Source organism: Niallia taxi, assembly GCF_004005475.1.
GTDB classification, from domain to species: domain Bacteria; phylum Bacillota; class Bacilli; order Bacillales; family Cytobacillaceae; genus Niallia; species Niallia taxi.
Genome location: NZ_RZTZ01000018.1, coordinates 71,038 through 81,725, shown reverse-complemented (window position 1 = coordinate 81,725; position 10,688 = coordinate 71,038). Strand labels below are relative to the sequence as shown.

General features: G+C 30.1%; 8 protein-coding genes. 1 reads left to right on the top strand and 7 read right to left on the bottom strand.

What is annotated here, in order from left to right; all coding sequences use genetic code 11:
* The coding region (locus EM808_RS25240; protein WP_127742074.1) for an IS3 family transposase at window positions 1-437 on the top strand (437 nt) is incomplete at its 5' end.
* Between the two features lie 210 nt (window positions 438-647).
* Here EM808_RS25240 and EM808_RS25235 read toward each other — a convergent pair.
* The 7 genes from EM808_RS25235 to EM808_RS25205 all read right to left on the bottom strand — a co-directional run bounded on the left by EM808_RS25235 (window position 648) and on the right by EM808_RS25205 (window position 9,760).
* On the bottom strand, window positions 648-1,562 hold the full coding sequence (locus EM808_RS25235) for a DUF3800 domain-containing protein (RefSeq protein WP_164849794.1): 915 nt from the start codon (window positions 1,560-1,562) through the stop codon (window positions 648-650).
* 1,015 nt (window positions 1,563-2,577) lie between these two features.
* Window positions 2,578-3,399 carry a hypothetical protein gene (locus EM808_RS25230; protein ID WP_127742070.1) on the bottom strand — a complete coding sequence of 274 codons (822 nt, stop codon included), beginning with the start codon at window positions 3,397-3,399 and terminating at the stop codon, window positions 2,578-2,580.
* Between the two features lie 58 nt (window positions 3,400-3,457).
* Entirely contained in the window at window positions 3,458-3,889 is a 432-nt protein-coding gene (locus tag EM808_RS25225) for a Panacea domain-containing protein (RefSeq protein WP_127742068.1), read from the bottom strand.
* Between the two features lie 515 nt (window positions 3,890-4,404).
* Window positions 4,405-5,988 carry an Eco57I restriction-modification methylase domain-containing protein gene (locus EM808_RS25220; protein WP_127742066.1) on the bottom strand — a complete coding sequence of 528 codons (1,584 nt, stop codon included), beginning with the start codon at window positions 5,986-5,988 and terminating at the stop codon, window positions 4,405-4,407.
* Window positions 5,978-6,598: an HNH endonuclease gene (locus EM808_RS25215; protein WP_127742064.1), complete on the bottom strand. Its 621-nt coding sequence runs from the start codon at window positions 6,596-6,598 to the stop codon at window positions 5,978-5,980. The genes EM808_RS25220 and EM808_RS25215 overlap by 11 nt, the downstream gene beginning before the upstream one ends.
* The gene (locus EM808_RS25210; protein ID WP_127742062.1) at window positions 6,595-7,236 is read right to left on the bottom strand and encodes a hypothetical protein; all 642 of its coding nucleotides are present in this window, start codon (window positions 7,234-7,236) and stop codon (window positions 6,595-6,597) included. The genes EM808_RS25215 and EM808_RS25210 overlap by 4 nt, the downstream gene beginning before the upstream one ends.
* Window positions 7,229-9,760, bottom strand: a complete 2,532-nt coding sequence (locus tag EM808_RS25205) for a sensor histidine kinase (protein WP_127742060.1) — start codon at window positions 9,758-9,760, stop codon at window positions 7,229-7,231. The genes EM808_RS25210 and EM808_RS25205 overlap by 8 nt, the downstream gene beginning before the upstream one ends.
* Window positions 9,761-10,688 lie beyond the last annotated feature (928 nt).

The following is a 10,688-nucleotide window of genomic DNA, read 5'->3' as shown; positions in this document are numbered from 1 at the left end:
GCTATCTGGCCTCTGTATTGGATCTGCATTCGAAAAAAATTGTTGGCTATTCTTTTTCTCGTTTTATGACTTCGGAATTAGTGATCGAAGCACTTGAAAACGCATGTTTTTCTCAAAAGCCCCGAAAGGGCTTAATTCTTCATACTGATCTTGGCTCTCAATATACTAGCAGTGAGTTTACTCAGCATGTCCAAAAATACGGAATCAGGCAGTCTTTCAGTCAGAAAGGCTGTCCTTATGACAATGCCTGTATAGAGTCATTTCACGCCATATTAAAGAAAGAAGAAGTCTATCATACCCAGTACACAGACTACCGGGCAACGAAGCTGGCCATGTTTCAGTTTATAGAAGGCTGGTACAACAGAAACAGAAATCACAGCAACATCGGCTATCAAACACCTCAAGCTATGGAGGATCAGATTAGAAGAACCGCTTGATACTTAACTTTTTTGTGTCCAATTATTGACTCAAATCCATGTTAAAGGTTGTTCACTAAAAATAGGTAGTAATAATTTATTTTAAGAATACTTAAACAAGAGTATAAATTAACCCCTAGAATTAATTTATAACGAAATATCCAAGAACAATTGTTCGTATAATACAATTATTACGAACAATTGTTCTTGTTTTATTTTCTTTGAAGAACATCAGCGTCTTCTTATTAATCTTGTCTTTCTTATTCTTGGTCTTTTCTTTATTGGCTGTTTCATCTCAATAGCAATAGACTTGGGCTCTAATGAATTTTCGAAAAGGGAAGTGTAGTTAGATGCTATAAACAAATCTACATATTCCTTGAATTTAACGTTAGACAATTCACGCGCACTTTGCCATTCATAATAATTTATATTACATAAGAAGTTATAAAAAATCGGATTTCTTAAAAAGTTAATTACAAGCTCATTCCTCATCAATTCACCTTTACTTAATGAACCTTTTTTATTCTGTATGATGGTTCTTACAAAACCCATTAATAAATCAACAATTTCTACACCTATTTCTTGTTTTTTGGGGGTTAGCTGGCAGTCTATTACTTTATACTGTTCGCCCCTATACATAGATTGAGTGTTAAGTTGCTCTACTAAAAGTCGATCTAGCTGAAGTTTAGTGTAGGTCGAGGAATTTTCAATAAATAAATTAGCTTTTATATTAACATCCTTACCATAATTACGTAACAAACCGTATAGAATTCTTTCTGGTAATTTAGTATAAATCATTCTTTGTGATAAGTTAATATCATCATAGAAACTTCTACGTTCTCGTAGCGATGTTTCATCGTAATTGATGATATTCATTTTACAAAGGGGAGAGTATTTTGAGAAAATGTTTATTACACTCATTATATCTCTTCTTAAAGGATAATATCCTGAATACTCAGCCCAATGAAGAGGCATATATTCATTGTTTTGTAGTTTTCTATTAATTTCTCTAAAATCATCTGCTTGGTATATTGATTCTGGGATTAAAAGTCCAGCCATTAAAGTTGGTCTTTGCTTAACATTATTGCTGCCACTTTCATCAAAAAAGATATGTACCTTTTCTGTATTTAAAGTCTCTTGCTTCATTAAAACCATCCTATCATGATTATAGGTTTATTTGACATTTTCTAAAGGGTGTTATATTATGATTATACAATAAATACGCGCTCATGTGAGCGGCCGAAAATATTGATGGATTAATTAGTACGCACTCACGTGAGTGTCCGAAAATTAACCTTCAAAAAGAAGCATTCCTTTAGGGATGCTTCTTTTATTTTATCATTTAGTTTTCATATACTGTACCAATTAGTACTATTCGTAAAATGCGGATTATACGAATAGTATAAATGTTTAATCATTCCTCTATCTTACTAAAGGCAATGCATGGTGGGAGTTATCTTCTGAATATAAAAACACAGTTTCATCCCCCAACTAGGTAGTGAAACTGTGTTTTTAATATATTTATTCATCCTCATAACCTTGAAAAGGTGTTAATGAAGTTTTTATTTTATAAAGATTATTCTCAAAAGAACCTAGCATAATATAGCTAATACCATTATTACGTTTCAATCGGACAGATCCTTCCATGAATTACATTGTAAGGACTTAATTAAGTTGTGTCATAAAACTACAAACTCCATTGTACTGCTTGTCACACTTCTGTTATATCAATAAAAAGTAATAAAAGAAAACCTCAGCATAAGACGAATTGTTTTATATTATTCCCTTTAAGTAGAAAGTGTAAAAAACCAAAAACATTGTTGGATTATACACTGGACAGGCATATCATTGTTATACAGAAGAATTTAAACGCAAGCAGCGATGAAATATATTAATGCAAATAAAAGATATGTTGTCTATTCCAGGGAACTTGGAATTAAGATTGTATACAGCTTCCAGTTTGTGTAGCAAAGTGGAGGGATGGAGAGTATTTTGATACAAGGTTAGGTCACCACTCACATAAGAGTCAATTATGAATTAATCGAAGAGCTAAGTGAAAGATATCCTACAAGTTGGTTGTTAAGTATTTGCATACCCACCATGCACTCTTTCTGAATTTCGGTTTATACACAAAAGGCCCTACATTTGCGTAGGGGTATTGCTACTTAAGTATAAAGAATTTTTTAGTCTTTAATACTGTAATAAAATATATAAACCATACTCCAGGTACTATCCACCAGTAGCCCTCAGGAGCATAATTAATTACTGTATTACTCAATTCTAATGCGGATCCGACCAATGATATTAATATTAAAATTCCATAAATGATAATTAACGTCGGATGTCTGTTGAAAATATTATCGTCTGACCGAGTCGAACTGGACAAGCTTTTATTGGTCAATTTTGCTACACCATTTAATAAGAGGAAAAGAATTAAAATAACAGAAGATGCACTAATGGAGCTAATAATAAGTAATTTACCTAAAGAGAGCTTGTCTGCATTTGCAAATAAACTTGTGAATCCTTGTAACGCTCCAAAAGCACCCATTAGTATACCAGCAAAAATCCCTAAAATTGAGATGAAATTTGTAGTCATATTTTTACTTGTTTCTTGTAATTCATCGATTTTCTTCGTTACTTGTTTTAATTCATTTGCACTTGCTTCATAAGTAGAATTAAACCTTTTTAACTTTTCAATTTCTTCTTTTTGCTTATTGAAAAGAGCGACCTTCTGTTGATCAGCAAGTTCCATATGTTCCAAAAGTTTTAAGTATTTTTTGAAGTTGGGATCGTTTGAATCAGCAACATCATAAACTCCATCAGTAAGCTGTTCAAAAAAATAGGTGAAATCCTCAAGATGATTATTGTACACGAACTGGGATATTGCTGCATATGGTAAGATGTCTATAGGAAATTGTTTGATTATAACTAATAAATCTGAAATTAATCCATCTGTTATTTCCTGATCAACAAAGTTCTCCATACCTCCTTGTATCTCGGATAATTTTACTATTAGTTTTTCTCCTTGTTGTCTTCTTAAATCAGATTGCGAAGTCACGGCTCAAATCCTCTAATTCATATTCAATCGGTACTTGTCTAAGAATTGCTTCCCTATTTTTCAACCAAGTACTATGCATATGACTTTCCTCAACTAATTCATTTGGAGATTTTTTCATATATTTTAGTATATATTTATCAAAGTTAATGTAGTTCCTATTGTACTCACCATTACTTCTAATTGTGTATCTTCCAAAGGATTTATGTCTGAAGTATTCAGATCTAACTACAGGACCATACGTCCACGCTTCAAATGGCTCAGTATAGACATCAAACACCAAATCATCGATACCATTCTCTCTAATGTAATTTCCCAAAGCAAAATACATTACTTTTTGTAGCTGCAGGTTTGTGATGCCATTTCCTTTACTATTTGACACAGATATCACATGATCTGCAAATTGTCTAATGGTCATTGGTATCTACTCCTTTCTATAACACTATATCCAAAATATTTATAAATGATTAACTAATTGGCACATATTACATTGAAATATTTTATGTGGATATATTATTATTTTATCATACTTAGACAATTTAAGATTATAATTTACTTCTAACACTTTATTTAAACAAAAAAAGACTCTCACCATAAAATAAAGGTAATGAGTCATGTATATTTACTTATTTACTTCATCTTCTGAGTTTATAAATTCTGCGATTTTTAGATGCGATAAAGTAAGGCCGGTAGTACTATATAATATGAAGATAACAAACCAATTAATTTAATCTAAATATTAATGGGATTAGTACGCGTACCTTTTTTACATATTATTGCAAGTTCTATACCCATTTACGATAATAAACAAACTATATTTTTAAGTTTGTTATACGGTTTATACTGTTAATCAATGAGCAATTGACAACAGTTTTAAAAGTATAATATGCGTCAAGGCACTAACCTAACTTTAGCGCCTTAACTAAATCTATATCAAGAAATCCTAATTTTAACTAGTTTTTCTCGTATACTTTTTATTTTTTCGATTTCACTATCTTTTAACCCTAAATTATCCTTTAAAATAATGGAATCAGTATAGTCCAAAATTTCTTCAATCGGTGCCTTTTTTCTAAATAGATTATCTAACATATTAAACTGCTCACTGCTAATATCTGTATATGGAATATCTATATCTCGAAATTCACTAGGAGTGATTTCTAAGACTCCTCCCCCATATTTACGCCCTTTTAATTCAGCTATGCTAAGCGTATAGCTATTATAAAAACTAAATACTAAATTTTTTATATTATACCCTTCCTTCATCTTAATTCTATATGCCGTATCGGTAACATAGACATCAGCACTATTAACTAGAATTTTAGGATAGGTATGGGCTCTTTTAAATATAAAACCTTCTGATTTCCAAATCGATGGAACTTCATACCATAAATTTCTAATGCTACATTTATAGCCTTTATGAATTCCTATCTGTTGGCCATTATCTATATAGTTTATTACTTCGTGATTCAAGTTTTGGGGAAGTGCATTAAAATCTAATAAATAAGTACCTTCTTTTCCTTTTAATAATTCATTAAAATCAAGCTCGGTGAAGTTGATTGTATTTTTGCTATATAGACTTCTCTTTAAAATAGGTTTTCCATATTCCTTTAACCCGAATTGTGTTAAATCATTTGCTGAAAGTATAAAAAAATTGTTATTTCCAGTTACAATTCCAGCTGTACTTTCACAAACATTAGATATCTTAACCACTTTCTGTTCAATTTTATTTAATAATAGTATTTCTTCCTTCTCTAATGTAAACCATAACCATTTATCATATTTTTTACTACTGTCTACTTCTATATTGGATAGGAGCTTTAAATTGTTAGAATGATCCTTAGTTAATGTTTCAAACGAAAGGCCCGCAGGCTTATTTTTAATACCTAATAATATTACAACATCCTGATCTATTTCTGGAAAAACATTAAAGTCAAACGATATTATCTTAAAATATGGAAAATTAGAGTATATTAGCTTCCTAATTGAATCAGCATACTTTACTTGAAGCATTTCCGATGGAAGAACAAGGCATAGTATACCATTATTATTTAGTAGGTTTATCGAAGCAACGACAAATGGAATCCAAATGTTATATATAGTATTAATTGACAAGTCTGATACAATCGCTTTAGCCTTGTCTAATTGACTTTTACTCATTAATTTTTTCTGTATATAAGGAGGATTACCTATTATTAAATCAAATTTTTCTTTTGTTTCTAATATATAATCAAGAAAATCTATATTATACAGGCATACATTGTCATTTTTACTTATATTTGAGTTAACAACCTTTTTTACTTTGTCTAACTCATTCTTATTCTTTTCTACACCAATAATTTCCTTAGCTATATTATTAGTGTTAAGAAGAGATTTTATAAAAACACCATCACCACAGCTTGGCTCTAAAATTTTTATTATTTCATTTTCATTTTTTTTAATGTTTTTAAAACTTAATTCTACTAGATAGTCAGATAAATATCTTGGTGTATAGTATGCTCCTTCTACTTTATTCATCATCTTTTAATACCAATTCAAAGTGAGTTCTAAGGTTTTCCAACAGAGAATTTGAAAGTGTTTCTTTAAGAGTTGGATTAGGACTTTCTTCAATATTTTCTATTAAGTTTACTAACTGTTCTATATTCCAAGTAACTTTATGTCTTTCTAAAGATAAATTTAGTTCTTTATGAATATATGTAGCAGTCTTGTTATTTTCTACAGCTTTTATGGCACCTGTCTGATCTCTATAAAATAAAGATGTGTAATTGTCACTACAAGGGTTTATAAAACCCTCTTCATCAACTAAATCAATATCAGGATTTTCGGATATCCACTTTCCGCTTTTGCTAATATTACATGAAGGACACGAATAAACTAAGTTTGTGTAATCATTTTCCAGATGTTTATGTGTAATGAACTTTTTTATTAATCTTCGAGGTACAAAATGATCAATATGATAATCTTTCTTGACTATTCCATAAAAAGAGTCACAATAACCACAACGACCCTTAAAGTCTTCTTTTAAAAATTCTCTGTATGACTTATAATCTGCTTCTGCTACATATTCAACAATTCTTTTCATAGGTGTATTTTTACGAAAGATTGTTTTTTTAGATGTTTTAAGACTCATTCTTCCTCACTCATTTTATATATTTTTCTAGCTAATCCTAACAATTCTTGTATATCCTCGCTCTGATTTTTTAAATTTTTAGGCATAACATGTCTTCCACAGAGACTAGTTTCAATTAGATGGTCTAACTCAATGAATCTATCTTTTTCTTCATCAGTTTTATTTGCTTTATTCCGTAAAGTTTCTAACTCACTTTCTGCATCCGCTAATCGATTCTTAAAATGTTCTATCTGAGTTAAAATTTTTTTGTTAATATGCTCTACTATTAAACCCGTAGTATCAGCTATATAATTTCCCTTTTCATATACTATATTAACATCTGTATACCTTTCAGATTCTGCATCATTGGGGTGTGAAGTTAAAATAAATAAGGGATAAAAGTGGATTAAGTTTTCCATACTTAAAGCAATATCAGTTCCTTCAAAATCTATATCCGGGTTAGACGATTTAAGTTTATGGTCTACAACCAGTCCATCAAATCTATTAGCATAGATATAATCAACCAACTCTTCTAAAGTCATATTATCAAATGGAACAAGCTCAACACTAGGTTTTATTTCATCAGTACCTCTTCTCAACCTATCAATTATAAGCGTTGCAGTCATAAAATCATCTTCAATTAAACCAATCTTATACATTAAATAATATACCTTCCCCTCTTTTTCTAAGTGGAAATTTAAAATATAATTGAAACCCATTTTCACTATCTAATACTTTTACTTCACCTTTATATTCTTCAACAATAGTTTTTACTATCCACAATCCCAATCCGGTTCCACCATCTGAATTAGTTGTAAATAATGGCTCAAATATATCATTTTTATCATTTATTTCTTTAGATAATCCTGGGCCAGAATCCTGATAAGTAAATTCGAAACTTTCCTCATTATCTAAATAATTTAAAATAAAGTTTATATTTCTTACTCCTTTATGTTCCTTTTTTTGAAATGCAATCATAGAGTTAATTATAAGATTATTTAATATGCTCTCAACATCTATGATATAAGCTCTCCATTCAATAATAATGTCCTTCGGATTAACAATTTCGACGGAAATTTTTTTCTCCAAAAGTGGAGGTTCCCACGTTTTCAGTACCTTTTCTAAGATGTCATTTAGTCTAATTTTATTCCTTCTCCGTTTATCTTTAGATACTACATTTAATGCTACATCTAGCCAGCCTTTTAAAACTCTGTCTTTTTCACTCATTAAGTCTATAAACTTAATCACTTCTTTTTTCCTGTCTAAATTTACATCGAGAGTACCAATTAAGGACTTTAAAAAGTCATTCCGTGTAACTAAAGGATTGCTTACTGTTTTTATTTCGTGAGCTAATGAAGTAAGAGCTATACCAGTACCAGCTAATGCTCTCAATAATTTATTTTCATTTTCCTTTTCTTCAATAGACTCCTCTATTATTTTATGGGATTGAGCTAGTAGTAATTTTTCTTGTTGAAGCTTCTCTATTCTCTTTCGAGCTTCTTCAGTATTTTTAGGAGCTTTGATCTCTTGAGTAACATCCCAAGACTTTAAAACCTCTTTTGCTAAATTTTTTCCTTTGTCTTTAATATTTTCTTTATGATTCTTTTTGTCATGATGATCCTTGATAGCCCTCATAACTTTTATCCTATCTTTTTCAAAGACCTCAATAATTTTTTGTATTAATTCTTGGAAGTGTTCAAATATTATTGTTTCTTGCAATCCTTCACGACTAGATTTATCTTCAAAAACATTATTTTTTCTAGAAATATTTATAGTTCCAGATATTTGGTTTGCTCTTACTCTCCAAGCACCATTTTTTTTACCAATACCAGCTGGACTTTTTTGAACTCTTTCTCCTAACCTTAACCAATCAAACGAAGTAGAGTTTATATCACCATATGGTCTAACTCTAAAATGATCTCTAAATATCTTGATTCCTCCATATCGATCAAGCCATTCTTTTCGACTAGCTGGTACGAAATGCTTATATTTAAATGTCTTCGAATCAGATACTGAGTAATCTCTCTTAAGAAAATAAATTGTCAAAGAAAAATCTGTAAGCTTTTTTCTTATATCTTCTGAAACACCAGGCAACATATATGTCAAACTATGTTTAGTTTTATATTTTTTGGTAAGGAAAGTTTCCTTATCATACGGCGGCTCTCTTAAACTCTCATTAAATATATCATAATCCAATTTTTCAAGATCTATCTCTTCTCTATTGATTTCAAAATGTACTTCCTGCTCTTTTGTAACATACGCTGTTAATTTATAATCATAATCGTCACACCCAGCTGAGCGAACCGCACCGTATGTTTTTGCACTTTTTAATGTAAAAATAAATATATCAAATATTCGTTCTTCCTTCGGTGGAATTAGAGAATCTAAACTTCGATAGAGCCTATCAATATTTCTGTTATTCCAAACATCCCTTACTCCTGTTATTTTAAAAAATGTCCCTTTTTCCCTAAATTTGTTAATATCAAAACCTTCTAACTGGTTCTCATCATATTTAGTAAAATCAATCCTATTAAAGATATTACTTTTAATAAGGCTGTAAAAATCATCTCTATTGAATTCATTCATATTAGCATAAACATCATCAATTATTGCATTTGTAGATTCAAAATCTTCCCACATTACATTCCAATGATGTCCTTTTTCACTATTTTGCTCCAATGTCCACATTTGACAGGAACTACCTAATCTATCTAAAGCAAATCTTCCTATCCCTTTTGCACCAGTTCTAATTCTACCATTATCACTAAAATAATTATTTTCCTTATTATTAGTTCCTATAGTCATCCAATGATTCAATATTATATCTTTACTCATACCAGTTCCATCATCTAAAATATAAACATTATTAAAGCTCATAAAATATTCGTATAGTTCTGTTAAATCTTCTAAATCATCTCTTAATGTATAGGAAAGTTGTTTACCATCTTCTATGTAAAATTCATCTAATTTAATAAATTGGGTATTAATTTCTCTGAATTCTGACTCACTTAATGTTTTTGGAATGTCTGGATAAAAGTTGTCTATAAAAACCACACACGAATTAGCATCGGCGTCATATCCATTTTTAACTAGCTCTATTACTGCTGCTTCCGCATTACTTACGTTTTCTCTCCCTATTAGCCTAGCAGCTCTAGCTGAAACTTTAAATGGTACTCTCTCCATTTTTCCCCCTCCAGTCTTTATAACATAATCATTATAATTAAAGCAGATTAAATTTAAACCAAGTGTTTATTTAGAGATTTATATTAACACAAGCATAATTTGCTACTTCCATTTATAATAAATCTTTTATTTCTTCCATTAAGAATAGCCTAATCTACCTATTCTTTTTTATTATATCATGCAGACTCATAAAGGAATCATTAATTTAATTTCATTATTTATATCGATTATTGACAGGGGAATAAACTTTGTACATTGCCTTTAACTTATATCTGTAAATATCACCCTAAAATCCCTTAATTCAGTTGATGTTTATAAGTACTCCACTTTAGTTCCTTCGAATTTAAGAATTTTTAATGACCAACTACACAATTAATTTCTTTTTAAAGATATCTATATTTTTTCACATGATTAGATTTTTTATTGGCTTTATTACTTAATTTCTGTAATGTTTCTAACAGTTTAGCATCCGGTGCAAAACCAAGAACAGATAGTAGTAGTCCACAGGCAACAGAAGAAAATAATGAGACTCAACAAAGCTAGTATCCATTTTTAGAGGTCTTTCCTCAGGAGACACAAAAATACGAGTAATTCTTTAAATTCACAGAGGCACAATAGGAAAAAGTTATTAGTATTAATAAAGCCCTACTCATTCGAGTTTGGCTTTTTTTAACTTGATTACTCTTTCAAGATACTTAGTTACTATTTCTAATAGTAACTTCTCCATTGATAAGCTTTTTCATCAAAGATTCTATTAACTTCCTTTTTTAGAAGAGTATCCATGGTCTTTATGTTAAATCGAGGAGTAAAACCATTAGTTACTTTTTCATTAATAGCAACTCTATTTCCTTCTGATGTAACTAGTATTGGGTTAATTTATTATAGTAAGATTCTCCCCCATTGTTCCATCCCTCTTACAAAAAGATTT

Bases quoted from the DNA above. Each gene is read 5' to 3' on its own strand.
- EM808_RS25225 (WP_127742068.1), bottom strand. From the start codon at position 3,889: ATGACCATTAGACAATTTGCAGATCATGTGATATCTGTGTCAAATAGT.
- EM808_RS25215 (WP_127742064.1), bottom strand. From the start codon at position 6,598: ATGAGTCTTAAAACATCTAAAAAAACAATCTTTCGTAAAAATACACCT.
- EM808_RS25220 (WP_127742066.1), bottom strand. From the start codon at position 5,988: ATGATGAATAAAGTAGAAGGAGCATACTATACACCAAGATATTTATCT.
- EM808_RS25210 (WP_127742062.1), bottom strand. From the start codon at position 7,236: ATGTATAAGATTGGTTTAATTGAAGATGATTTTATGACTGCAACGCTT.
- EM808_RS25230 (WP_127742070.1), bottom strand. From the start codon at position 3,399: ATGGAGAACTTTGTTGATCAGGAAATAACAGATGGATTAATTTCAGAT.
- EM808_RS25235 (WP_164849794.1), bottom strand. From the start codon at position 1,562: ATGAAGCAAGAGACTTTAAATACAGAAAAGGTACATATCTTTTTTGAT.
- EM808_RS25205 (WP_127742060.1), bottom strand. From the start codon at position 9,760: ATGGAGAGAGTACCATTTAAAGTTTCAGCTAGAGCTGCTAGGCTAATA.